The sequence below is a fragment of the Nitrobacter sp. CN101 genome (assembly GCF_055390255.1).
Window position 1 is genome coordinate 1,301,450 of the sequence record NZ_AP038833.1, and the last position, 22,469, is coordinate 1,323,918.

Annotated in this window: 23 protein-coding genes; 11 read left to right on the forward strand and 12 right to left on the reverse strand. The window is 62.0% G+C overall.

The window, feature by feature from the left end; translation table 11 throughout:
- Positions 1-15: 15 nt before the first annotated feature.
- Together ACZ5IL_RS06310 and ACZ5IL_RS06315 are read left to right on the forward strand one after the other, a co-directional pair.
- On the forward strand, positions 16-450 hold the full coding sequence (locus tag ACZ5IL_RS06310; RefSeq protein WP_464596849.1) for a hypothetical protein: 435 nt from the start codon (positions 16-18) through the stop codon (positions 448-450).
- Positions 451-859: 409 nt separating this feature from the next.
- Positions 860-1,267 carry an META domain-containing protein gene (locus ACZ5IL_RS06315; RefSeq protein ID WP_464595824.1) on the forward strand — a complete coding sequence of 136 codons (408 nt, stop codon included), beginning with the start codon at positions 860-862 and terminating at the stop codon, positions 1,265-1,267.
- Positions 1,268-1,425: 158 nt separating this feature from the next.
- Here the strand turns inward: ACZ5IL_RS06315 and ACZ5IL_RS06320 are convergent, their stop codons facing one another.
- The 3 genes from ACZ5IL_RS06320 to ACZ5IL_RS06330 form a co-directional block, all read right to left on the reverse strand.
- Positions 1,426-2,622 carry a hypothetical protein gene (locus tag ACZ5IL_RS06320; RefSeq protein WP_464595825.1) on the reverse strand — a complete coding sequence of 399 codons (1,197 nt, stop codon included), beginning with the start codon at positions 2,620-2,622 and terminating at the stop codon, positions 1,426-1,428.
- Positions 2,623-2,728: 106 nt separating this feature from the next.
- On the reverse strand, positions 2,729-4,375 hold the full coding sequence (gene groL, locus ACZ5IL_RS06325; RefSeq protein WP_464595826.1) for a chaperonin GroEL: 1,647 nt from the start codon (positions 4,373-4,375) through the stop codon (positions 2,729-2,731).
- A gap of 178 nt (positions 4,376-4,553) precedes the next feature.
- Complete coding sequence (locus tag ACZ5IL_RS06330) at positions 4,554-4,850, reverse strand: co-chaperone GroES (protein ID WP_464595827.1); 297 nt, start codon at positions 4,848-4,850, stop codon at positions 4,554-4,556.
- 307 nt (positions 4,851-5,157) lie between these two features.
- Between ACZ5IL_RS06330 and ACZ5IL_RS06335 the strand changes: the two genes are divergently transcribed.
- Positions 5,158-5,709, forward strand: a complete 552-nt coding sequence (locus tag ACZ5IL_RS06335) for a hypothetical protein (protein WP_464595828.1) — start codon at positions 5,158-5,160, stop codon at positions 5,707-5,709.
- An 84-nt stretch (positions 5,710-5,793) separates the two neighbouring features.
- Here ACZ5IL_RS06335 and ACZ5IL_RS06340 read toward each other — a convergent pair whose 3' ends face one another.
- Positions 5,794-6,579 carry a protein phosphatase CheZ gene (locus ACZ5IL_RS06340; protein WP_464595829.1) on the reverse strand — a complete coding sequence of 262 codons (786 nt, stop codon included), beginning with the start codon at positions 6,577-6,579 and terminating at the stop codon, positions 5,794-5,796.
- Between the two features lie 61 nt (positions 6,580-6,640).
- On the opposite strand from ACZ5IL_RS06340, the gene ACZ5IL_RS06345 reads away from it, so the two are divergent.
- Both ACZ5IL_RS06345 and ACZ5IL_RS06350 read left to right on the forward strand, forming a co-directional pair.
- Positions 6,641-6,793 carry a hypothetical protein gene (locus ACZ5IL_RS06345; RefSeq protein ID WP_464595830.1) on the forward strand — a complete coding sequence of 51 codons (153 nt, stop codon included), beginning with the start codon at positions 6,641-6,643 and terminating at the stop codon, positions 6,791-6,793.
- A gap of 82 nt (positions 6,794-6,875) precedes the next feature.
- Entirely contained in the window at positions 6,876-7,655 is a 780-nt protein-coding gene (locus ACZ5IL_RS06350; RefSeq protein WP_464596851.1) for a L,D-transpeptidase, read from the forward strand.
- Positions 7,656-7,823: 168 nt separating this feature from the next.
- Here the strand turns inward: ACZ5IL_RS06350 and ACZ5IL_RS06355 are convergent, their stop codons facing one another.
- The 7 genes from ACZ5IL_RS06355 to ACZ5IL_RS06385 all read right to left on the reverse strand — a co-directional run bounded on the left by ACZ5IL_RS06355 (position 7,824) and on the right by ACZ5IL_RS06385 (position 16,146).
- Positions 7,824-8,603 carry a DUF2076 domain-containing protein gene (locus tag ACZ5IL_RS06355; protein ID WP_464595831.1) on the reverse strand — a complete coding sequence of 260 codons (780 nt, stop codon included), beginning with the start codon at positions 8,601-8,603 and terminating at the stop codon, positions 7,824-7,826.
- An 89-nt stretch (positions 8,604-8,692) separates the two neighbouring features.
- A complete protein-coding gene (locus ACZ5IL_RS06360; protein ID WP_464595832.1) occupies positions 8,693-9,538 on the reverse strand; it encodes a ChbG/HpnK family deacetylase in 846 nt (281 codons plus the stop codon).
- The gene (locus ACZ5IL_RS06365) at positions 9,535-10,581 is read right to left on the reverse strand and encodes a glycosyltransferase family 2 protein (protein ID WP_464595834.1); all 1,047 of its coding nucleotides are present in this window, start codon (positions 10,579-10,581) and stop codon (positions 9,535-9,537) included. Before ACZ5IL_RS06365 ends, ACZ5IL_RS06360 begins: the two co-directional genes overlap by 4 nt.
- A gap of 84 nt (positions 10,582-10,665) precedes the next feature.
- Positions 10,666-11,643 (reverse strand): ATP phosphoribosyltransferase, encoded by a 978-nt coding sequence (gene hisG, locus ACZ5IL_RS06370; RefSeq protein ID WP_079447586.1) that lies wholly within the window; start codon positions 11,641-11,643, stop codon positions 10,666-10,668.
- The gene (locus ACZ5IL_RS06375) at positions 11,640-12,812 is read right to left on the reverse strand and encodes an ATP phosphoribosyltransferase regulatory subunit (protein ID WP_464595835.1); all 1,173 of its coding nucleotides are present in this window, start codon (positions 12,810-12,812) and stop codon (positions 11,640-11,642) included. The genes hisG and ACZ5IL_RS06375 overlap by 4 nt, the downstream gene beginning before the upstream one ends.
- A 208-nt stretch (positions 12,813-13,020) precedes the next feature.
- Positions 13,021-15,177: a TonB-dependent receptor gene (locus tag ACZ5IL_RS06380; RefSeq protein WP_464595837.1), complete on the reverse strand. Its 2,157-nt coding sequence runs from the start codon at positions 15,175-15,177 to the stop codon at positions 13,021-13,023.
- Between the two features lie 219 nt (positions 15,178-15,396).
- Positions 15,397-16,146, reverse strand: coding sequence for a 16S rRNA (uracil(1498)-N(3))-methyltransferase (locus tag ACZ5IL_RS06385; RefSeq protein WP_464595839.1), 750 nt, complete (start codon positions 16,144-16,146; stop codon positions 15,397-15,399).
- A gap of 295 nt (positions 16,147-16,441) precedes the next feature.
- Here ACZ5IL_RS06385 and ACZ5IL_RS06390 point away from each other — a divergent pair, with 295 nt between their 5' ends.
- Both ACZ5IL_RS06390 and ubiA read left to right on the forward strand, forming a co-directional pair.
- Positions 16,442-17,215, forward strand: a complete 774-nt coding sequence (locus ACZ5IL_RS06390; protein WP_464595840.1) for a hypothetical protein — start codon at positions 16,442-16,444, stop codon at positions 17,213-17,215.
- A gap of 10 nt (positions 17,216-17,225) precedes the next feature.
- Positions 17,226-18,149: a 4-hydroxybenzoate octaprenyltransferase gene (ubiA, locus tag ACZ5IL_RS06395; protein ID WP_464595841.1), complete on the forward strand. Its 924-nt coding sequence runs from the start codon at positions 17,226-17,228 to the stop codon at positions 18,147-18,149.
- A 71-nt stretch (positions 18,150-18,220) separates the two neighbouring features.
- Here the strand turns inward: ubiA and ACZ5IL_RS06400 are convergent, their stop codons facing one another.
- Positions 18,221-18,742, reverse strand: coding sequence for a DUF6101 family protein (locus ACZ5IL_RS06400; protein WP_464595842.1), 522 nt, complete (start codon positions 18,740-18,742; stop codon positions 18,221-18,223).
- 284 nt (positions 18,743-19,026) lie between these two features.
- Here ACZ5IL_RS06400 and ACZ5IL_RS06405 point away from each other — a divergent pair, with 284 nt between their 5' ends.
- The 4 genes from ACZ5IL_RS06405 (at position 19,027) to ACZ5IL_RS06420 (ending at position 22,420) form a co-directional block, all read left to right on the forward strand.
- Positions 19,027-20,415, forward strand: a complete 1,389-nt coding sequence (locus ACZ5IL_RS06405; RefSeq protein ID WP_464595843.1) for a TldD/PmbA family protein — start codon at positions 19,027-19,029, stop codon at positions 20,413-20,415.
- A 134-nt stretch (positions 20,416-20,549) separates the two neighbouring features.
- Positions 20,550-21,380, forward strand: a complete 831-nt coding sequence (locus ACZ5IL_RS06410) for a 3'(2'),5'-bisphosphate nucleotidase CysQ (protein ID WP_464595844.1) — start codon at positions 20,550-20,552, stop codon at positions 21,378-21,380.
- Between the two features lie 57 nt (positions 21,381-21,437).
- Entirely contained in the window at positions 21,438-21,689 is a 252-nt protein-coding gene (locus tag ACZ5IL_RS06415; RefSeq protein WP_464595845.1) for a DUF4170 domain-containing protein, read from the forward strand.
- The gene (locus ACZ5IL_RS06420; RefSeq protein ID WP_464595847.1) at positions 21,686-22,420 is read left to right on the forward strand and encodes a lysophospholipid acyltransferase family protein; all 735 of its coding nucleotides are present in this window, start codon (positions 21,686-21,688) and stop codon (positions 22,418-22,420) included. Before ACZ5IL_RS06415 ends, ACZ5IL_RS06420 begins: the two co-directional genes overlap by 4 nt.
- The last annotated feature ends 49 nt before the right edge of the window (positions 22,421-22,469 follow it).

The following is a 22,469-nucleotide window of genomic DNA, read 5'->3' on the forward strand; positions in this document are numbered from 1 at the left end:
AACAGGAGGATCACGATGGCTAAGAAAGCTAAGAAATCCAGCAAGGCGAAGGGCGTTAAGGCCAAGAAGAGCAAGAAGAAGGCTGTAGCGGCGAACAAGAAATCCACGAAGAAGTCCGCAAAGAAATCTGGCAAGAAGGCAGCGAAGACGGCTTCAAAAAAGAAGGCCGTGAAGAAGAAGTCGGCAAAGAAATCAGCGAAAAAATCCGCCAGAAAATCTCCAGGGAAATCCACCAAAAAATCCACCAAAAAATCTGCCAAGAGATCCACCGGTAAATCCGCAAGGAAACCGGCGGCGAAGCGCAGGGCCTCGACGAAAAAGGCAGTGGCCAAGCGCGCCGCGCCAAAGCCCACCCCTGTGCCGGACACGAGTTGGGCGATGGCTGAGCCTGCGGCTCCGTCCTATGGCCATACGGATCACCCCCCCGGGTCGGGAGAGGACGGCACTTAAAGCAGATGAGGTTGGTTGAACCGACCGCCTCGTCATTGCGAGCCGGAGACCGATTAATTGATTTGCGCCGGTTTGCGCGTGAAACGAGACAATCCAGAGGTTGAAGAAAGCTGGGTTGCTTCGTTGGCGTTGGGACGGCGCCACACGTCGCCATCGGCCGGCTCGCAATGACGTTGATCGAGCCTCAACGCACTATAGCGTTTTCGAGCGAAGTGGATGCCGGTTCGTGTGAAGAAAACGCGTCAAAGAGGCTCTTAGCATGATCCCAACCCGAAGAGCCGAGCAAAGTGGAAATCGGTTTCGAGAAGATCGCGCTCGATTCCAAAGATGACGAGAGGCTGATTCCAGTCCGTTCAACTTGCAGAACGGCGACTGGTTCTATCAGTCTCAGCTCGTTCAATGAGGGCAGATGGCTGCAAGGTTTGGGTTCGTGTTGGGTGCGGTCCTGGTCGCGCTGGGAGCCGCCGGCGCGTGGCCGGCGTCGGCGCAGGATGGATTTCCGTTCGGTTTCGAGATGACGCTGGATGCACCGCCGCAGCCCGGTTCAAAGCGGGTGCCATCGCTGGACATTGACGACAGTGGCGGGGTCAAGCTCGAATTGTGGTGCAAAGGCGGGCGAGGCCAGTTTTCGGTTGCCGGCAACACCGTCATCTTCGCCGCCGATCCGCTGGAGGATCGCTCCTGTCCGCCGGAGAAAGCTCAGGCCGATGACGATCTGGCTGCGGCGCTTTCCGCTGCCGTGACCTGGGAGCGACAGGACGATGAGATATCGTTTGTCGGACCGACCACGCTGCGCTTTCATCTCAATACCAACTAGAGCGCTTTCAAGCGAAGTGGATCCGGTTCGCGTGAAGAAAACGCGTCACAAAGGTAGAGTCCTTGCACCGTTTCCGTGAAGCGGTGGAGGATTCTAGATTGTGGGTTATTCCGGCGTGTACGGATCGCGATTCCTTTGCCGCGAAGACCGGATACCCGCTATTTCCAGGCCGATTTGTCGACGTCCCAGCGCTGGGCTTTGAACTGTTTCGCCAGCGCATCCAGCGTGCCGCTGTCATTGGTCTCGTTACTCTCGCCGTCGTCCGCTGACAGATCGTCGGTGAGACCGAGTCTCGGCCCATCGGTTTCGTCCGCAGTGCTAGTCGAGGGAGCGCCGACCCAGAGCATGATGCGATCGGATTCATCGGGCCTGTCAGGGCCTGGCAATGCTGTCACTTTGATGGTGTCGGTCAACCCGAGCGCCGGAACCAGCACGCTGGGGCGTTTGAAGGTCAACGTCAGTTTGCCGGTGTTGTCACTCCATTTTGCTGACGCCGGCTTTGCATTCAAAGTTTTTTCCAGCACACCGGAGACAGCGGTTGCGAGCTTGTCGCGATTGAGCTTGCCCTTGTCACGCCATTCCGCGGCCGGAAACCGGATGGTGCGCTCCATGTCGAACATCCCGGCGCTCCAGCCCGCGGCGACCACGCCGGGCGTTGCTTTCAACCGAGCGAGAAGGGAGGGCGCGCGCTCAGGATCGACGTTGATGTCGATGACCTGCGCTCCCGCCCGCAGCGCCTCGCAAGTCACCTCGAGGCTGTTCAGCAGCACCTCGACATTTTGTTCTCTCAAACTTTTGAGCAGGTCGATCGCGGTGTCGATCTTCACTTTCACGGCGATTGCTTCGGGAGATACCTCGGTGAAATCCTTCGGCGATGCGCTGATGCCGTCATCGGTCATCCGGGCATCGTTGAACTCAGCCTCGCTGAGGTCGGAATTGTCTGTTGAGGTCACGTCGGTAACTTTTTGGCCGACGCTGATCCTGCCCCCGAACTCGAAGGTATCGCCTGTGGGCTTGCGTGTGAGCTTCACCGTGACCGGTAGCTTGTCGGCGATGCTTTGGGTGCTGCCGGTCAGGGTCGAACCGTTCACCGCGAGGTTGGCGACGAAGCGGTCCTTGCGGCTCGAGCCTTTCTCCGCAGGGTAACACACATCGAGAACGGCGCCCGTGACCGTCTTGCCCTGGCGGGTCTCTTTAAGGATAACGTCCGCATTGCCCTCCATCAGTCCGTCGATGGAGGTGAAGTATCTCACCTCCGCGCCGGGCGTGGCTTTGGGAAGCGGCCGGTCTTGCGCCCGCAGAGGTCCCGGTAAAGCCATCGTTAGACTGATCAGGCACAGCCGCAGCGCGCGCATGGAGAATCCCCGCTTGTCGAATCGGCCCTTACCCTAAAACCCACTTCGCGAAAAAAGAAGGCCGCCCGGAGGCGGCCTTCTGACGAAGTCGTGCCGTTGAAGGAGCTCAAAAGCCCATGCCGCCCATACCACCCATTCCGCCGCCGCCCGGCTGCATAGCCGGAGGCTCTTCCTTGGGTAGTTCGGCGACCATGGCTTCGGTGGTCACGAGCAGTCCTGCGATCGACGAGGCATCCTGCAAGGCGGTGCGCACGACCTTGGCGGGATCGACGATGCCCTTGGCGATCATGTCGACATATTCTTCCTTTTGGGCGTCGAAGCCGAAGGTCTCGGTCTTGTTTTCGAGAACCTTGCCCACCACGATGGAGCCCTCGACGCCGGCGTTTTCCGCGATCTGACGGATCGGCGCTTCCAGCGCCTTCAGTACGATGTTGATGCCGGCCTGCACGTCCGAGTTGTCGTTGTTGATGCGGCCGACCGCCTTCTTGGCCCGCAGCAGCGCCGTGCCGCCGCCGGGCACGATGCCTTCCTCCACCGCGGCGCGCGTGGCGTTGAGCGCATCCTCGACGCGATCCTTCTTTTCCTTGACCTCGACCTCGGTCGCGCCTCCGACACGGATTACCGCGACGCCGCCGGCGAGCTTGGCCAGACGTTCTTGCAGCTTCTCGCGGTCATAGTCGGAGGTGGTCTCCTCTATCTGCGCCTTGATTTGTCCGACCCGTGCCTCGATGTCCTTTTTCTTGCCGGCGCCGTTGACGATGGTGGTGTTCTCTTTGTCGATCAGCACTTTCTTGGCGCGGCCCAGCATATTAACGGTGACGTTCTCGAGTTTCATGCCGAGCTCGTCGGAAATAAGCTGGCTGTTGGTCAGGATGGCGATGTCCTCCAGCATGGCCTTGCGGCGATCACCGAAGCCCGGTGCCTTCACTGCTGCCACTTTCAGGCCGCCACGAAGCCGATTGACCACCAGCGCGGCCAGCGCTTCGCCTTCGACATCTTCCGCGATGATCAGCAGCGGCTTGCCGGATTTCACGACCGCCTCGAGCACCGGCAGCAAAGTTTGGAGGCCGGTCAGCTTCTTCTCGTGCAGCAGGATGTAGGCGTCGTTGAGTTCGACCGCCATTTTCTCCGCATTGGTGATGAAGTAGGGGCTAAGATAGCCGCGGTCGAACTTCATGCCCTCCACGATATCGACGTCGGTCTCGAGCGACTTGTTCTCCTCGACGGTGATGACGCCATCATTGCCAACCTTCTGCATCGCTTGTGCGATCATCTTGCCGATCGAGGCGTCGCCATTGGACGAGATGGTGCCGACCTGAGCGACTTCGGCCGAGGACGCCACCGCCTTCGCGCGCTTCCCGATGTCCTTCACCACGGCGGCGACGGCGATGTCGATGCCGCGCTTGAGATCCATGGGGTTCATGCCGGCGGCAACTGCCTTCGCGCCCTCGCGGACGATGGCCTGTGCCAGCACCGTGGCGGTCGTGGTGCCGTCGCCGGCGAGATCGTTGGTCTTGGAGGCGACCTCGCGCACCATCTGAGCGCCCATGTTCTCGAACCTGTCCTCGAGTTCGATCTCTTTGGCAACGGTGACGCCGTCTTTGGTAATGCGGGGCGCGCCGAAGCTCTTTTCGATCACGACATTGCGGCCTTTCGGGCCGAGGGTCACCTTCACCGCGTCGGCGAGGATATCGACGCCGCGCAGCATGCGTTGGCGCGCGTCGCCGGAAAACTTGACGTCTTTGGCGGCCATTGAATGTTACTCCTGGTTTGTTGTGTGCCGCTTCCCTTGGGCGTCATTGCCGAGCATAGCCGTTCGAAGCACGGCGTCGCTTCGCGCCTATGCCGGCAATCCATCGTTTTGAAAGATGGATGCCGGGATCCAGTCCGGGCATGACGCTCCAATCGGAGCGGTTGATTGCGGAGGGACGCTAGCCGACGATGCCCATGAGGTCGGATTCCTTCATGACGAGGAGATCCTGGCCGTCGAGCTTGATCTCGGTGCCCGACCACTTGCCGAACAGCACCTTGTCGCCGACCTTGACATCGATCGGCGTGAGCTTTCCGGTTTCGTCGCGTCCGCCGGGACCAACGGCCACGACCTCACCCTGGGAGGGCTTTTCCTTTGCCGTTTCGGGAATGATGATGCCGCCTTTAGTTTTTTCCTCGGCATCAATCCGTTTGACCACAACACGGTCATGCAGCGGACGAAATTTGGTCTTAGCCATAACGCTCCTCCGGGGGGTTCGCAGGACTCTGAATTGCCATCGATGGATGCATGCGCTCTGAATTCAAGACGGCCGAGCGATTCGTATCTTTTTGGCAATCATATTCCGAGAGTGCTATTCGTGGGCGGGGATATGGCTTGGCAGCCATGCTGTCAAGCAAGCCTCTTAAGCCGTTGGTGAGGGCGTGTAGGATAGACGCAAGTATGTCGTAGCTTCTCCACCTTGGCGAGTGCGGGTGCTGCGATCTCATTTTTTAGGTCCGGCTGCTGGGGGCACAGCGGTCGGAAATTCGGTGGGGGTATTTATAATGGTCAAATCAGACGGCGGACGCGCGGCTTTGAACCTTGGGGCGGCCGCGGCCCTGGCGGTGTTTCTCGGCGGATGCGGGTCGTTCGGCTCGATCGGACTGTCGACGCAGCCGGCGCCCCCGCCGCCCGTCGAGCCAGAACTCCCGGCCACGGTCCGTGCCGAGGAACTGGTCGGACGGTGGGGTCTTGCGTCCTATCAAAATCCGAACGACCGGTCTCGGACCGAGGCCGCGGCCAGGGCGCAGTGCAAAAATCCTTACGTGATCAGCGCAGGCGGCAATGGCGGCGTCATCATGCATCTTGCCGACGAGGCGACGCCGCAGGAGTTGCGGCTCAAGGGTAGCCAGAGTGGCAAGAACTACATCGGGCCGGAAGGCCCCCCCGGCGGTCCAAAAGATCGCGAGATCGTCTCCTTCGACGGCCACGTGCTCATCACGCGCTTCATCGACTCGGATGCGGCGACGCGCTACGGCAACATGGTCTATATCCGCTGCACGCCTGCGGCCGCGTCGGCCCCCCGCCACACGGCGGCAAAGCCACAGGCCCATTAGCCGGGGCTACGCGCGATCGATTCAAACCAAATGCCCGGCGCGACGGCCGGGCATTCTCAATGAGGGATGTGACGCTTCCTGAGGCTAACCGAACAGCGCGTCGATATCGTCCTGGGACGCGTGTCCCTCGTCGCCTTCGAGCTTCGGACCGTTCAGCAGCTTCGCATCGCCGACGCGATCGTCGACGATCGGTGGAGCATGGGCACGGATGGCGTCCACACCTCCCCAGATATCCATCATGACATTGATATGATGCTCGATGAACTTCATCGTGCTCATCACCTTGGCAATGCGCTGGCCGGTGAGATCCTGGAAATTGCACGCCTCGAAAATCGAGATCACGCGCTCCTGGATCTCCTCGCTCAACAACCGAGCCTGCTCCGGCGATGCCGCCTTCGACAGCGCGCTGGCCGACTGATCGATCGCCTCAGCCGCCTCCAGGATTTGTTGGGTCGCTTGCTCGGTACCTCCTACCACGGCGCCAAGCTCGTCGGTCACCTTCGCCATCTCGTCGCCGCTGAAACTCTTGCCATGTAGAACCGCGATTTCCTGCTTGGTGCGGCTGATGGCGTCGTAGATCAGATCGAGTTCGGTCTTGAGCTTTTCGCATTGCTCGATTTGTGCGCGATAGGTTTGCAGCAGCATTTGTGCTTCGGCGACCTCGCGGCTGGTGGTCCCGTCATTGGCGGTTCCGGCCGCTTCGTCCGGGCCGTCGAGGCTCGGAGCTCCCATCTGTTGGCGGATCGCCCGCAACTCCGCCATGATTTCACGATGCACCGGCATTGGCGCATCGTCGACGACGGCTGTAATAACCGGCGTGCCGCCGTTCAGGATTTCCTCGACGCGGAAGCGCTTGCGTTGAACAGCCATCATATTCCCCGGCTTTTGGACTCGATTGGCTTTTACACCGGGGTGTTTTAACGCCCGGTTCATGCGGGAACTGTTCGCGACGAATCCGCACGAATCCGCAGCGCGCGGAGCGTTTTCGTTCATGGAAAATAAACGCTACGGGAAAGAACCCCGTTATATCGACGGCGTGGTGAATCAAGCCGCCGTTCCGTTTACCAAACCGACGCGGTTTTAATTCTTAATCGCTGTGCGGGAGGGATGCGCCATTGACGCGACTCCCAGCGACCATCCACGGCAAAACAGTGCAGAGTACGTCGATGTTCAGACACATATCCTTCGCGCTCCTTGCGGGCGTGTCGCTTGCCGGCCTCGGGATCCAGCAGGCTTTTGCAAGAGATCCACAGACCAGGTTCTTCACCCAGCCGACCGCCGTCTACGCCGATCAATCCACGCCGCAGCCGTCCGAGCAGCGCCTTGTATATGCCGAGCGGTCCAACATGGGCGGCGGCTTCATCGAGTCGCTGTTTGGAGATGTTCAGCAACAGGGATCGCGTTATCCGCAACAGCGCTATGATTCGCGCCCGCTCTATGCGCCGCAACCGCAGCGGATCATGCTGCAGCAGGACGCGAGCGAAGCCGCTCATCCCGCGTTCGATCCGAAATTCGAGAGGCAGCTCGTCGAATATCACGGCAAGGAAGCCGCCGGCACCATCATCATCGATACGTCGAGCAAGTTCCTTTACCTCGTGCAAGGCGGCGGCACGGCGCTTCGCTACGGAGTTGGCGTCGGCAAGCCCGGTTTTCTGTGGGCGGGCGTCAAGACGGTATCGGCGAAGAAGGAATGGCCCGCCTGGACCCCGCCTGCGGAGATGCTGAAGCGCCGCCCCGATCTTCCGCGCCACATGGAGGGCGGCCCCCAGAACCCGCTTGGCGCTCGCGCGATGTATCTCGGCTCATCGCTCTACCGCATCCACGGTTCCAACGAGCCGTGGACAATCGGCACCAATGTATCGTCCGGCTGCATCCGGATGCGCAACCAGGACGTCATCGATCTCTATGATCGGGTTCGGATCGGCGTCAGAGTGGTTGTGATCTGACGCCCGATCACCTTCCCAGATGACAACGGCCACCTAAGAGCCCGTTTCTGACGGAATCAGAAGCGGGGCTCTCAGATTTTGATCTGACGCGTTTTCTTCACACGAACCGGTATCCACATCGCTCGAAAAGGCTATAGGGAGCCGTTGTGCTGTTGAGGACCGGAGGCGTCAGATGTCCTCGCCTTCGTCGAAGTCATCGAAATCGTCGAAGTCTTCGGAATCGATATCGTCATGATCATGATCATGATCATGGTCGAGTGAGTCAGTCTGCGATGGGTTGCCGTGCCGTTGCGATCCGAGGTCGTTCACACCGGCATCGCGTGCCAGATTGCTTCCTGATTGATCGCCGGCGCCGCCCGACGGGTTGGACGACCTGCCGAGGCTGCCGGAATCGCCGAAGCTGCTGGCATGGGCTTCACCACCGCCCATCATGGAGCGGATGCTATTCAGAAGCAGACCGCCGCCCACGGCTCCCGCGGCGGCGGCCGCCGCCGTTCCGAGGAACGAACCGCCGCCTGCTTGCGGAGGCGGGGTGCCATAGGGTGAATGGCCAGGTCCCTGATCGTAGCGTCCGGCTTGTCCGGTCTGCTGCAACGCCTCACCGGTATTCCAGGCCGGGCGGCCAGAAGGCGCGGGGGGGACGTTCGGGACCGAGCCGCGCGGCGCGGGGCCGCCGAATAGGGTGTCGCGCATCTGATCGAGAAATCCGCCCCCCGAGACAGCCTGATTGCCGGCTCCGCCGGCCTCAAGCTGCTGAATGCGCTCGTCGGCGCGCTTCAGGGCTTCATCCTGCACCAAAGCCGTTTGCACCAGCGTGTAAAGCGCGTTGGGCGCGCGCCGCAGGCCCTCGGCGATAGCTGCCGCGGCGGCGGGATCGCGCGGCGTGTTTTCGACGCTGGCGAGGCGGGTGAAGAGGTCGTCAACCAACTGTCGTTCTTCCGGCGTCATGGCGCTCTCCCAAAAAGGTGGCTGTCGGGATGTAGTGGCATTCTGTGTCGCAAGTAGTGCCGCCGGAGAATATTTTCGCGGCGGACGGATCAGCCCAATGTCACCCGGTTGGCAACCAGCATATCCCCGAAGCTATCCCCGGCCAGGAATTCGTATTCCCGCTCGCGCTGGTCGGTGAGGGGATCGAGCGCGAGCAAGATTTCATCGACGAAGCCGGGGTGGCACATGATCAGACCACCATCCGGCAAACCGTTCAGAAATCCCTGCATCAGTGCGGCAAAGTCAGACTGCGCGAAGTCATAGGCGCCGGCGAAGGCCGGATTGAAGCGGATGCCGGCGCGCGCGGCATGGCGACGAAATCCGGCGCTTAAAAGATCCAGGAGCAACGCCTTCGGCGCGGCGAGTTGTTGCGTCAGCGGGTGTCGGCTGCGGCCACACTGCCGCACCCATGCGTCGGGTGTGGCAGTCTTGACGGCGGTCAGGAAGGCGCCGCGCACCTGAGGAAAAATCTGCACATGCTGATGGCCGTCGACATACTCGGGCGCGCGGCCGAATCGTTCCACAAACGCCCCGATCTGCGCCGTCACCTCGTCGAAAATCATCTCGGGCTCGAGCCGGCGCGACAGGCTGGCGCGCAGCATCTTCGAGAGCGGGAGAAACAGCCCCCCATCCAGCGGCCGGTAATGCAGGGTGAGCGGATGAAACGGCGCGGTCAAAGTGAGGTGCAGCCCGATCGCGCAATGCGGATGGCGCGCGCACGCCACCTTCAGCGCCTCCACCTCATCGCGTCCCGCGGCGGGGCCAACCACCATCACCGACGTCGCGTTGATACGCTCCCGCTCGATTAGATCGCGGATCGCGCGGTTGACGCCCGGACTGATTCCGTAATCGTCTGCGCACAGCCGAATCCGGCGTTGCGGTTCATCGCCGCTCATTCGGCGACGGTCCGGTGCGGCCCGCCGTCGGCCGGCTCGGGTTCGGCCTGCTTCATGCTTTGCTCGGCGACGACGTAGATCGGCCGTGCCTTCAGTTCCGAGAGAATCTTGCCGATGTATTCGCCGACGATGCCGATCATCAGGAGCTGCACGCCGCCGATCGTCATCATGCCGACGAATAATGACGGATAGCCGGGAACCGACTCGCCGTCGACCCAGGTTTCCCAAAGGATAGACAAACCGAACAGGAAGGCTGCAAGCGCCAGCAGCAGGCCGAGCAGGCTGGCCAGCCGCAGCGGCGCCACCGAAAATGATGTCAGCCCCTCGATCGACAGACCGAGCAGCCGCGCGGCATTGAAGGTGGTCATGCCGTGGGTCCGAACGTCGGGCTCGTAGTCGACGCGAAACTGGCGGAAACCGATCCAGCTCGCGAGGCCCTTGAAGAAGCGGTTTCGCTCCGGCATCCGGCGCAGCGCCGAAGCGGCGCGGGGCGATAACAGGCGAAAATCGCCGGCGTCTTCGGGAATCCGCTGGCGCGCGCCCCAGTTGATGATCGCATAAAAGCTGTGCACGCCGATTCGCCGCAGCAACGACTCGTTCGCCCGGTGCGCCTTCGCGGTGTAGATGACGTCGTAGCCGTCGTTGATCCAGTGATCCACCAGCCGTTCCACGAGATCGGGCGAATGCTGGCCGTCGCCGTCCATGAACAGCAGCGCGCCGCGCTGCGCGTGATCCAGGCCCGCCATCAAGGCGGCCTCCTTGCCGAAATTGCGCGACAGCGAAACCACCTGCACGTCCAGCGCGGTGGCGGGAAGCGCGCGGGCGAGGTCGAGCGTGTCATCGGCGCTGCCGTCATCGACATAAACGACTTCGCAGGCGAGGCCGAAGCGCTGCCTCAGCTTTACAGCAAGCGCACTGAGACGTTCGTGCAATTGCTGGAGCCCGGCGGCTTCGTTGTAAACGGGGACGACGATCGACAGACCTTGCGCGGACGCGGTGGTCTTATCTGCAGGCAGACCTGGAAGGCTGGTAGCTGGAGTCATCGGTCGGTTCCGACGGGGTCAATTCATTCCAGTTTGTATGGTAGTAAGTGCCAGCATGCGCTTCAACGGGCGGACGGCACGATTCTACGTCCGCAGGAACGCTTCCAGCTTCGCGAAAAGCGGGTTCTCGCGATCGAACACATAGTCAAGCGAGGCGATCGACACCGTTTCAGCACCGTGTTGCCTTAGAAAACCGGCGAGCGCGTAAAGCCGGTCCGGCGGGCAATGCAGCGTAACCATCCCGGAGGATGTTGGTCCTCCGAACGGGGAGACGACGCCGAAGCGATCATGTGCCTCTGTGAAGAGTGCAGTATCGCAGCCGGTGAAGCGGGTTCGCACCTCGCGGTATTGGCTCGCGCGGGCGCGGGCGGCGATGTGGTCGAGAATGATCCGCGTCGTTTCGCGTGCACCGCTGGACCAGTCCGCGTCGCGTGACGCGACCAGATTGGCCTGGCTGCGCAGGATCACGCCGTCGTCCAGCACCCTGAGGCCGTTGGCGGTGAGCGTTGCCCCGGTGGTCGTGATATCGACGATCATCTCGGCGGTGCCGACCGCTGGTGCGCCTTCGGTGGCGCCAGCGCTCTCGACGATGCGGTAATCCACCACGCCGTGCGAAGCGAAGAAGGCGCGGGTCAGGTTGATATATTTGGTTGCGATCCGCATCCTTCGGTTGTGCTGGGCGCGAAACCCGGTCGTCACGTCGTCGAGGTCGGCCATGGTACGCACATCGATCCAGGACTGCGGCACGGCGACAACCACGTTGGCGCTGCCGAAACCGAGGCCGTTGATCAGCGCCACCCGTTTGTCGGCGTCGACGATGCTTTCGCGGATCAGATCTTCGCCGGTGACGCCGAGATGCACCAGGCCGCGCGCGAGTTGTGACGCGATTTCGCTCGCAGAGAGATAGGCGATCTCGACGTTATCGAGCTCGGCGATAGTGCCGCGATAGTCACGTACGCCCCGCGGTTTCGAGAGCGTCAGCCCGGCGCGGGCGAAAAACGCCTCGGCATTTTCCTGCAAACGGCCCTTCGAAGGCACGGCTAGAACAAGTGGCGTGGTCATTGCGCGCTCCCGCCGATCCGGCTCGCGGAAGATACGTCTGCGGACCGCGTCAACGCCTCGATCCAGACCGCGAAGCCGACCGCCGGGATCGGTGCGGCTGCCCCAAGTCGCGTCATAAGGTCGTCGTAGCGCCCGCCCGCAACCAGTGGCTCGTCCTGGTCCTTGCGCTGCAGTTCGAATTCAAAACCGGTGTAGTAGTCGACACCGCGGCCGAAGGCGGTAGCGAAGCTGATTCTATCAGTTTCGACGCCCCGCGCGGCCATGAAGCCGGTACGGCTTTCGACTTGATCGATTGCACGGTGAATATCGAGCCCGGCGTCGGAGGCGAGCGCGCGCAATTGGTCGAGCGCGTCATCCGGATCGCCCGATATCGCAAGAAACCGCTTGATGATCGTCAACGCCTCGTGCGGCAGCGCGCCGCTCTTCAGGGTGGATTGTTCGAGGAAGCGGTCGGCGATCTCATCCAAAGAGCGGCCGCCGACAATGGTCGCGCCTGCGATCGACATCATGTCGGTCACCAGCGCTAAGGCCGCCTTGCGATCGGAGCCTGCGAGAGCCGCCAGCACGCCCTCGTATTCCTTGTGCCCCGGTCCGGACGCCAGCGTCAGTCGTTCAATATCCAGCGCGAGGCTGACCTTGCGGTTGAAATCCTTCATCAGCCGACGCCGCCATACCGGATAAAGGTCGAGCGAATCGATTAACGCGGTGAACAGCGCAACGTCGCCTGTACGGACGTCGACGTCGGCGATGCCGAAAGCTGCAACGGCTTCCAGACCGAGCGCGAGCATTTCGGCGTCGGCGGCGGCGCGGTCCTGGCGGCCGAATGATTCGATGCCGGCCTGCGGGAATTCGCTTGAGCGGCCGCCACGATAGCGAAACACGGGTCCGAGATAGCAGAAGCCCGCCGGCTTACCGGCCTTGCTGGACGCGAGATAGTCGCGCGCGACCGGGATGGTGAGGTCGGGACGAAGGCACAGTTCCTCGCTTCCCGAGTCGGATGTGAGGTAAAGGCTCTTGCGGATATCCTCGCCCGAGAGGTCCAAAAACGGTTCGGCCGGTTGAAGGATGGCTGGTTCGGCCTTGATATAGCCGGCCTGCATGAACGACGACAGCAGGGCCGCTGCCCGGGAGGCGGTTCCGGTCGCCCCAAAGGCGTGCGTGTCGGTCATCGGCATCGTCCAAGCTTGCGCGCCGCCCACGGGTGTCGCGCCTCCTGCCTAACATATTGAAATTCGATGTATATCGATGGCATGGCGAAGTCGCCGCGCCGCCGGTCAACATCATTGCGGCAGCCCATAGCACGGCGGGCGGTGAGTTTCGACCTCGTTCCGCCGGCTATTTGCCGAGAAGGTTGACGGCGACGGACGGCGCCTTGCGTCAGAATTTCATCGACGCGAACAGGCGTACGTTGCGGCCGGGCTGCAACACCTCGTCCTTTTTGTAGGACTGGTGGAAGCGGATGTCGTCGTTGAGCAGGTTCTCGCCCTTTAGGCCGACGGTGAGCGTCACCGGCCAGTCGCCGTTCGGCAACGTCGTGGTGTGATTGATTTCGGCGTTGAGCAGGTTGTAGCCCGGCGTCGGCGTTTCGAACGCGCCGAGGTTGTTTTGGGCGAAAGCGTGCAGCAAGTTGACGCGCGCGGTCCAGCTTGCGTCGCGATAATAGACCCCGCCACCGAGCCGCTGCGGCGGAATTTTCGGCACGAAACTGCCGTCGAGGAATACCGCGTGGACGATGTCGTATTGCGCCTCGACCCCGAACACGCCGTTCCACATCCGCGCCACGTCATGCTCGATCTGGATTTCGCCGCCGGTGAAGCGGGCGTCGCGCTGCGAATAGATGATCTGGTCGTAGGTCGCGCCCGGCTTGCCGCAGGATGCGAAACTCTCGCTACAGCGGACACCGGTGAAGTTCTTGAAGATGAAGTTCTGATAGCGGGTGTGATAGATCGACAGTTCGAAACGGGTATCGCCACGTGCGCGCTTGAAACCGAGTTCGACGGTGTTCGCCTTTTCCAGCGTCATGGTCGGATCGCCGATCTCGAACGTGCGCGGCGTATCGTGTGGTCCCTTGTAAAACAGCTCGATGGGATCGGGCGCGCGTTCGACATGCTGCACCGTGGCGCGCGCGACGATGTCGTGCGTTAGATCGTAGAGCAGCCCCGCGCTGGCGCTGACTGGCATGAAGCGTCGATCGACCGGAAACACCGTGGGTTGATTCGGCGGTGGCAGGAACGTCGGGGGAAACCGTGCGCCGGTGCCGTCGGTCTCGGTCTGCTCGATACGAAATGCCGCCTGTGTTCGCAGATTTCGCGTGACCTGCAATTCCTCGAACAGGAAGGCGGCGAGATTGGCATTCTGCGCCGGTGCGAGCAGGGGATCGGTCGCGCCGGCGACCGATAAATTGCGCCGGCTCCATTGCACGCCGCCGGAGCCACGCAATTCGCCCAGCATGGTGGCGAACGGCAGTTGCGTGACCTCGACGCGGGATTCCAACTCCTGGTTCTTGAATCGCGAACCGATCAGCGCGGCGGCGCCGACGCCGTTGATCTCGTTGTGCTTGTAGTCGGAGTAGCCGAGCCAATAGCGCACCGTATCGATGCCGCTTTCTCCCACGCGCCACTCGCCGCGGCTCGCCCATTTCTGCTGGTGCAGGTCGATGTGGTTCTTCACCCTGGCGGAATCGATGCCGGGGATGAAGTAGGTCATCGCCGTTTCCTGAAATGACATGCCGACGAAACCGCGATCGAAAATGTAGGAGCCGCCGACCGCGTGGCCATCGGAGCGATAGCTGGAATTGGCCTGAATGCCGCCGGGGATACGATAGTCGTTGGCCTGCCGGGCGTATGCGTCGGCATGGATCGCGACGTTGCTGCCGCCGGCATCGAGTTGTACCGCGCCGTCGCGGCCGGTGCTGACACTGTTGAGGCCGCCGCGTGCCTCGAATGCGATGCCGTTCTTCGGAATTGTCGTTGGGATGCGGTTGTTGCTGGCGCTGACCACACCGCCTGTCGCCTGCGAGCCAAAGCGCAACGTGCCGGGACCGCGAATGACCTCGACGTTCTGTGCCGATAGCGGATCAATCGTCACGGCGTGGTCTTCCCCGAGATTGGCCATGTCGCCGGAGCCGATGCCGTTTTCCTGGGTTCGCACCCGGAAACCGCCGAGGCCTCGGATCACCGGGCGGCTCGCCACCGGCGAGAACGACGTTGCCGAGACGCCGGGCGTGGTCCCGAGCGTGTCGCCGAGCGAAGCGGCGCCGCGCCCCAGCACCTGCTTCGCCGTGAGCAGGCTTGCTGAGGCGAGGGGCACGTCAGCGCGAGGTTGTTCCGGCACGGCGGGGAGCGGCGTCGGCGCCTGCACTGGCGTTCGCGTTCGAGTGACGCGCCGAACGGCGACGCGGACGCGGCGTTTGGCGCGCTTCGGCGCGTCGACGGTGATTCCGGGCAGCAGCTGCCCTTGTGCCCGCGCCTCCATGGTTGGGGAGCCGATCAGGCACACCATCCCCGCGACCACACCCAAAACTACCCCACGCATACTTTTACTTTTTCCTGCGATTAATTTGCAATTGCATATAAGATGCAGATGCAATTCACTTGCAAGTAGAAAAAATGGTCGGAAGCCGAGAGAGGCAGGAATACGTCATGGCAGGGGCTTGCTCCGACCATCGGCGGGACTGTCCAGTCGGGAGGGCCGAAATAGGCCGACCATTACGGGCGGCGGCCGAAGCAACCTGACTTTGTCTCGGTGCTTCCCTTATTCCGGCTGCCAGTCCCCCAGCACGGTCTGGACAAGGGCGAGGACGGCAACCGCGGCGGTATCCGCCCGCAGGATGCGCGGTCCGAGCGACAGGCGCAGAATATGGGGTTGGTTGAGGAGGCTTTCCCGCTCGTCTTCCGCGAAGCCGCCTTCGGGACCGACCAGAACGTCGATGCCTTGCGCGGCGCCGCGCATCGGCTCCAGGGTCCGCGCCGGATTTGCCGTCAGAGCGGCCTCGTCGCAGAATACCAGCAGGCGTTCGGGCGCGCGCCGGCCGAGCCAACGATCCAGGGACACCGGCTCCTCCACCGCAGCCAGGCTGAGGATGCCGCATTGCTCGGCCGCTTCGATGACATTGGCGCGCATCCGATCGCCGTTGACGCGCCCGACCTGCGTGAAGCGGGTCAGCAGGGGCTGCAGAGCGCAGACCCCCATCTCCACAGCTTTCTGAACCATGTAGTCGAGCCGGGCATGTTTCAGCGGCGCGAACGCGTAGCGCACGTCTGGCAGATGGTCCTGTTTCCTCGTCACGGCGACGATTTCAAGATTTTCCGGACGCTTGCGGCCTGAAATCGCTGCGTGCCACTCGCCGTCGTGGCCGTTGAAGACCAGAACGTTTGTCCCGGTCCCAAGGCGCAGGACGTTACCAAGATAGTTGCCCTGATTGCGGTTGAGCGGGATTCTGTTGCCCGCCGCAAGCGGTGCATCGACATAGAGCCGGGGACTGCGAAAGTCGGTATGAGGCATGCAAAGAATCCTGCGCGAGCACTTTACTAGAGCAGGGCGAGGAAAATTGCGTAGCGATTTCCGTTCCCATCAAACCCGATGAACAATTTGCCTTGAACAAAGCGGGCTGCGGCATCATTCCGATGGAAATGTGCGATATTGGGGACATTGCTGATTGCGGCGCGACCAAGCGTCGCGCTCTCGCCCAATTCGTCGGGTTGTTAGGAATCGGCCGCGATCGTACAAATCGGACATCAAGGCAGGTCGTTTGTTGGTAAAGGTTGGCTTGGGCGTTTGACCCTGCCGGAGGAATGCTGTGATCATTCTGCGCATGATCGTTCCGCTGACGCTCGCGGTTTTCGCCATCGGCACCACGGGAGCGCTCGGTCAGACACCGTTTCCGGCACCATTGCCTAATAGCGCAACCGGAACGGTCAACGATCCGGCTTTTCCGCCGGTCAACGGGGCGCCCGCGCAAAAGACTGCCGCGCCTCAGGACTCGCCGTTTCCCCCCGTCAACGGGGCGCCCGCGCAAAAGACTGCTGCGCCTCAGGACTCGCCGTTTCCTCCCGTCAACGGAACCTCTGCGACGGCAGGCGCGCCCGCTTCGTTTCCGTCCGGAGGCGCGGCGCCGATGGGTAGTTTTGGAGCGCCTGCGCGCCAGCAGGCGGGCCCGCCCGGTGGCGAGGATTGCATGAAGGAATTCATGCCGCTGCGTGACGCGGCTGAGAAACGCGGCAAGTTGATCCAGACCGCCAGCGCCCGTAAGGCGCCGCCCGACGAAGCCTGCAAATTGATCGGGCAATATTCGCAGGCGGAAGCCAAGATGATCAAATTCATCGATACGAATTCCCGGAGATGTGGAATTCCCGATAATGTCGGGACGCAGATGCGCAACAACCACAAGGCGACCGAGACGATGGAGCAGAAGGTTTGCGACGTGGCGAAGCAGGCGCAGATGCGCGGCCCGGCCGGCCCGAGCCTCAGCGAGGCTCTAGGGTCGGCATCCGGCGGATTGCCTGAGGCAACCACGCCGAAGAAGGGCGGCAGCACGTTCGATACCTTGAGCGGCAACGCTCTCACACGATGACGGGATTTTGATGAGCGATGCGGCTGCGCGCGTCGCGGACTCGGTCGGCAATTGGGTCGACAGCCGCGCGCCGTTGTGGGCGCGCCCCTATCTCAGGCTGTCGCGGCTGGACCGTCCGATCGGGTCGTGGCTGCTGTTGATGCCGTGCCTATGGTCGACGGCGCTGGCTTCGCACCTCGCCCGTGACGTGAGCCAGCTTCCTCTCACGATCGCGCTGTTTCTCATCGGCGCGTTTGCGATGCGCGGCGCTGGCTGCACCTGGAACGATATCACTGACCGCGATCTCGATGCGCGCGTGGAGCGTACGCAGTCGCGCCCTATTCCGGCGGGGCAGGTTACGGTGACGCAGGCGCTCGTGTTTCTCGTTGTGCAGGCGCTGGTCGGGCTGGTGGTGCTGCTGCAGTTCAACCACTTTGCCATTGCAACGGGAATTGCCTCGCTCCTCATTGTTGCGGCCTATCCTTTCATGAAGCGCATTACCTATTGGCCGCAGGTCGTACTCGGCCTCGCGTTCTCCTGGGGCGCACTGATGGGATTCGCCGTGGTGCTGGGCCACATCGATGCGGCCGCGCTGGCGCTGTATGCGGGGACGGTCGCATGGGTGATCGGCTATGACACGATCTATGCACATCAGGACGCAGACGACGACGCGTTCATAGGCATCAAGTCCACCGCACTGCTGTTTGGTGAGCGCACGCGCTTAGCGCTGGCGATCTTCTACGGGCTGGCCGTTGTTCTGATCGGCGTTGCCATGCATCTTGGGGGCGCGCACTGGCCGGCATGGATCGGCCTTGCGGCCTTTGCCGCGCATCTCGCTTGGCAGATCGCCCGGATCGAGATCGGCGACTCCCGGCTCTGCCTGTGGATTTTCAAGTCCAACCGCGATGCAGGACTGTTGTTGTTCGCAGGGTTGCTGGCCAGCGCGTGGCTATAGCCGGGACATGATCCCGAAGCGGTTCTAACGCCCTGCAATGAACGAATAGCCGAGGATGCTTTCTCGAACGTTTAGTGTCGCGCGATGATCTCGCGTTCGTCCCGATAGATTGCTGCGGGGTTGAGCAGATTACCGCTGCGACGCCGCATCAGGAAGGTCGGGCGTCGCCCGCTGATGGTATTGCTCCGTCGCCGACGTGGCGCAGGATCGCGCCTGTCGTCGGCCAACTGAGGAAGCGCGAGGATTTCGCTCCAGGCTTGCCACGCCACGGCACGTTCATTGGCGTCCTCGGTCACAAGAAGGGGAATGACAAGCGACGGATCGCGGTGAAGCAGCACGAGCGCTCGGCCGTCGGCCGTCTCGCGCACGGTGACGCCGATGAATTCGCTGACGCGTACGCTGATTGTCATTTTCATGCCGCGCACCGCGCGGTGCAGCGTCACGCACTCGCGATGAAGTTCGATCTGCCGGATGCCGCCGTCGGCTCGGCTGTCGCGCGCGGCGAAACTGACAGGCAGTGAAAGAGGGTCGAGCCGCAGGCTACGGCTCGACCCAGCGGGATTGATCCCGCCTGTTGCTGTTTGACGCCTCACGGCTTCACTCTCCCCGCCGGAATTATGTTTCCGGTCGATGGGCGAGAGCTTGCCAGAGCGCGGTCCGGATTTGCTTAAAAAGGCTGGTTAATCGAAGGTAGCCCGCCTACCATTCGCGCGCATGATTGACAGACCGTTGGTCGACATGCTTGACGGGTTCTTGCCGGGGCGCGGATAATCTTTAATACCCGCTTCATTGAATGCTTGAAGTCCGCGTAGAATAAGCACATCTCATGACCGACCCGCTTGCGCGCCGGTCTTGTCGAAGACCCGGGATTTTATTCGTGATATCTTCACCAAATTCATCGACGGAATCCGTCGTATCCGAACTGTTCGATCAATCCGCCCTCAGTGAACTCGCCGGGCGGCTGGTCGAGGCGGCGAAGCGCGCAGGCGCTGATGATGCGGATGCGATTGCCGTGCGGGGCGTCTCACAAGGTGTCGAGGTTCGCGACGGCCGCGTCGAGGAATCGGAGCGGTCGGAGGGCGATGACGTTGGACTGCGTGTGCTGGTTGGCAGGCGGCAGGCCACCGTCTCGACCAACGATGTCGGCGGCGACAATGTTGCGAAGCTCGCCGAACGCGCTGTCGCGATGGCGCGTGTCGCGCCCGAGGATCGCTATGTCGGACTCGCCGACCCGTCATTGCTGGCACAAAATTTCCCCGATCTCGATCTGCTCGATCGTGTGATGCCGTCGACGGCGGAACTCGAGCGCCGAGCGGTCGTAGCTGAGGCGGCAGGTCTTGCGGTCAAGGGCGTGACCAAATCCGGCGGTGCGTCGGCGTCCACCGGCATCAGCGGCATGGTGCTGGTGACGAGCACCGGTTTTCACGGAAGCTATCTGCGTTCGAGCCAGGGCATCTCGATGATGGCGATCGTCGGCGACGGCACCGGCATGGAACGCGATTACGATTTCAGTTCCGCGCTTCATGGATCTGATCTCATGTCTCCGGCCAGCATCGGCCGCAGCGCGGGCGAACGCGCGGTAGCGCGCGCCAATCCGCGCAAGGTTGCGACCTGCAAGGTGCCGGTGGTGTTCGATCCTCGCGTCGCGGGCTCGCTGGTCGGCCATGTCGTGAGCGCTGCCAATGGTGCGGCGGTCGCGCGCAAGACCAGTTTCCTGAAAGATCGGCTTGGCCAGCAGTTGTTCGCGAAAGGAATCCGGATCGTCGACGATCCATTGCGGATGCGTGGTTTGCGCTCGCAATCCTTCGACGCCGAAGGGGTCGCGACCAAGAAGCTCGCGGTGATCGACGACGGCGTTCTGACGTCATGGCTATTGGATTCAGCGACCGCGCGGGAGCTTGGACTGACCACGACCGGTCACGCCCACCGTGGCGTCTCATCGTCGCCGTCGCCGGGATCGTATAACCTGCATCTTGAGGCGGGAGAACTGACGCCGCGCGAATTGATTGCGGACGTCGAACAGGGTTTCTACGTTACCGACCTGATCGGCTCCGGCGTCAACGGCGTGACCGGCGACTATAGTCGCGGCGCTTCCGGATTCTGGATCGAGAATGGCGAGATCACTTATCCAGTCAGTGAGATCACCATTGCCGGGCATCTGATCGAGATGTTCAAATCGCTGACACCTGCCAACGATCTCGCGTTTCGCTACGGCACCAACGCACCGACCGTCCGCATCGAAGGGTTGACTGTTGGTGGGTTCTAGGGGGCCGATTCTGAACATTCGCATCGCGTTTCAGCGAGCGTCCTTGCGAATGTTGGAGTCAGAGAACCACTAGAAATTATAAGGTTCAAGCGGGATTCTGAATTTGACATTCGTATCGGGAGATTGCGGTTCAGGTGAGTAGCGAGTGTCAAATCCACTCCACTAGCTCCGACGGCCGCGCCGACCTTCTAGCGCGGGACCGCGCCTTACTGATCGAGACGGTGCGCGAGGCGGGATTGCTGGCGCTTGCGATGCGTCGCACCCAGCTGCGAACCTGGACCAAGGGAGTGTCGTCCCCGGTTTCGGAAGCGGACATCGCCGTTAATGACCTCATTGCCAGCAAGCTGCGCGCGCTTCCGGATTACGGCTGGTTGTCCGAGGAAAGCGCCGACGATCTCTTGCGGCTCGGCAAGAGGAGGGTGTGGATCGTCGATCCGATTGACGGCACGCGCGGCTATCTCGCCGGCCATGACGAATGGTGCGTCAGCGTCGCGCTGGTGGAGAATGTCTCGCCGCTGCTCGCGGCTGTGTTCGCGCCGGCTACGGACGAGTTTTTTCTTGCCGAGCGCGGGCAGGGCACGACCTGCAACGGTCTCCCGGTTCGGGCGACCCCCGGCGACGATCTGGATTTTTCAAGAATCGCAGGGCCGAAGCCGCTTCTGGAAAAACTGGACCTGCGGCCGAACGATGCCGCCCTTTGTCCGAGGATCAGTTCGCTGGCGTTACGACTATGCCGCGTGGCGAACGGCAGAATCGACGCGGCGTTTGCCGGCGGCCAGAGCCACGATTGGGATCTCGCCGCGGCCGATTTGATCGTGCATGAGGCGAATGGTAAAATGACCTCGCTCGGGGGCGAGCCGATCCTCTATAATCGTGCCGAGGTGACGCACGGCGTGTTGGTCGCGGCCGGCCATTCTCGCCACGCGCGCATTCTCGCGCATGTTCGGGAGCGTCCGCTGGCATAGGTTGGCTGCTTTGATGGTATTTGCCTGACGGCCGGCGACATAGTAGGACAACGGGCAATGCAGCCAGACAGTCCGCCCCAGCAGTTGCTCCATCTCGTGATCGGAGGCGAACTGACCGATCTCGCGCAAACGACCTTCAAGGACCTCGACGAGGTCGAGATCGTCGGCCTTTATCCGAATTACGCATCGGCCCATGTCGCTTGGAAGGCGAAGGCGCAGCAGACGGTCGATAACGCCCACATGCGGTATTTCATCGTGCACCTTCATCGGCTGCTCGATCCTGGTCAAGATACGAAGCCCGCCCGTTGAGAAAACTGCTTCGCAATTTGCTGCGCTCCCGCGGGTTTCAGCAGTTCGCAGGCCTTCTGGCCGCGGGCTTTTTATGGCTGGTTTGGCGAACCAACAGGTTCAGCTATGATCCCGAGGATGTTTACGACATAGTCGAGCCGCAGATGCCGGTGATCCTCGCGTTCTGGCATGGACAGCATTTCATGACGCCGTTCATCAAGCGGGCGGGGCATCGCGGCAAAGTTCTGATCTCGCGTCACCGCGACGGCGAGTTTAACGCGCTCGCTGCGGAGAGGCTGGGGATTGAGACCATTCGCGGCTCCGGCGACCACGGCTCCGCATTCAATCGCAAGGGTGGCGTCGGCGCCTTCAAGGAAATGGTCCGTGCACTCGATGAGGGCTACAACATGGCCCTGACCGCCGATGTGCCGAAGCGCTCGCGGATCGCCGGTCTCGGCATCATCATGCTGGCGCGTGAATCGGGGCGGACTATCATGCCGTTTGCAATGGCGACGAGCCGCTTCATCCGCCTGAATAACTGGGATCGCACGACGATTAACCTGCCGTTCGGACGCGGCGCCTTGGTTGGCGGGGAGCCGATTGCGGTTCCTGCCGACGCCGATGCGCAGACGATGGAGATGCTGAGGGCGCGGCTGGAGGCGACATTGAACGATGCGACGCGCCGCGCTTACGCGAGAGTCGGCCGGCCCGAACTCGAGGCTGGTCCCGAATACGAGGCGGGTCATGCCTAGTACCGCCGATTTGAAATTCCTGCACCATTTCATCTTCGGGAATTTCGAA